The 1513-nt window shown below is 68.8% G+C and carries 1 protein-coding gene; it reads left to right on the plus strand.

Annotated features, from left to right (window positions below; translation table 11 throughout):
* Positions 1–1513, plus strand: a 1513-nt coding sequence (locus ACFZAX_RS35450; protein ID WP_390967105.1) for a beta-ketoacyl synthase N-terminal-like domain-containing protein, incomplete at both ends; no start/stop codon positions are given.

Genomic DNA, 1513 nt, shown 5'->3' on the forward strand with positions numbered 1-1513 from the left:
CGATCGACGTCGCCGCGCTGCGGACTCGTACCGACACCATCCCCGCCCTCCTCCGCGACCTCGCCCCTCCCACCACCAGGCGGCGACCCGCCGCCCGCGCGGTGGCTGGAGCCGGAGACGGGCAGGAGCTGCTCCGCAGCCTTGCGGGACTCGACGACGACGAGCGCGCCCGTAAGCTCCTGGAGATGGTCCGCGGCCGAGTGGCCAAGGTGCTGGGCCACGCGGCGGCCCAGGCCGTCGAGGCGGACCGCCCCTTCCAGGATCTTGGCTTCGATTCGCTCAGCGCGGTCGAACTCCGTAACGAACTGAACCTGACGACCGGGCTCAGGCTTCCCGCGACACTCGTTTTTGACTACCCGACCTCACGGGCCGTAGCGGAGTACATCGACGGCGAACTGGATGGCAGCGGGACGCGGGAGACGGAACAGCGCGGCAGCAGCCTCGCCGCGCAGGCCCTGGACGACGATCCCATCGTCATCGTGGGCATGGCGTGCCGCTACCCGGGTGGAGTGACTTCCCCCGACGACCTGTGGGATCTCGTCGCCGAAGGCCGTGACGCGGTTTCCGGATTTCCGCTCGACCGCGGCTGGGACATCGACGGCGTGTACGACCCCGAGCCGGGAGTGCCGGGCAAGACCTACGCGAACGAGGGCGGCTTCCTCTACGACGCCGGCGACTTCGATCCGGCGTTCTTCGGTATCAGTCCGAACGAGGCGCTGATCATGGACCCGCAGCAGCGACTTCTGCTGGAGGCGTCGTGGGAGGCATTCGAACGCGCGAGCATCGATCCCCGGTCTTTGAAGGGGACCAGGACGGGTGTCTTCGCCGGACTGATGTACCACGACTACGGCCAGGGAACGGAGGCCGCCGCGACCACGGGAGGCAGCCTGGTGTCAGGCCGCATCTCCTACACGCTGGGCCTCGAAGGGCCTTCCCTGACGGTTGATACCGCGTGTTCGTCGTCTCTCGTGGCACTGCACCTGGCGGTCCAGGCGCTGCGTTCGGGCGAGTGCTCGATGGCACTGGCCGGCGGCGTGGCCGTGATGTCCACCCCGGACATGTTCGTGGAGTTCAGCCGGCAGCGGGGGTTGGCGAAGGACGGCCGGTGCAAGTCGTTCGCGGGTGCTGCGGATGGTGCCGCGTGGTCGGAGGGCGTGGGTGTGCTGCTGGTCGAGCGGCTGTCCGACGCGCGTCGGCTGGGGCACGGGGTGTTGGCCGTGGTGCGGGGCAGTGCGGTGAATCAGGATGGTGCGAGTAACGGGTTGACGGCTCCGAATGGTCCGTCGCAGCAGCGGGTGATCCGAGCGGCGCTGGACGGTGCGGGGCTGACCTCCTCCGATGTGGATCTGGTGGAGGCGCATGGGACGGGGACCCGGTTGGGGGATCCGATCGAGGCGCAGGCGTTGTTGGCGACGTATGGGCAGGGTCGTCCGGAGGGTGATCCGTTGTGGCTGGGGTCGTTGAAGTCGAATCTGGGGCATGCGCAGGCGGCTGCGGGTGTGGGTGGTGTGAT

The sequence above is a fragment of the Streptomyces sp. NPDC008125 genome (assembly GCF_042957125.1).
Taxonomy (GTDB): domain Bacteria; phylum Actinomycetota; class Actinomycetes; order Streptomycetales; family Streptomycetaceae; genus Streptomyces.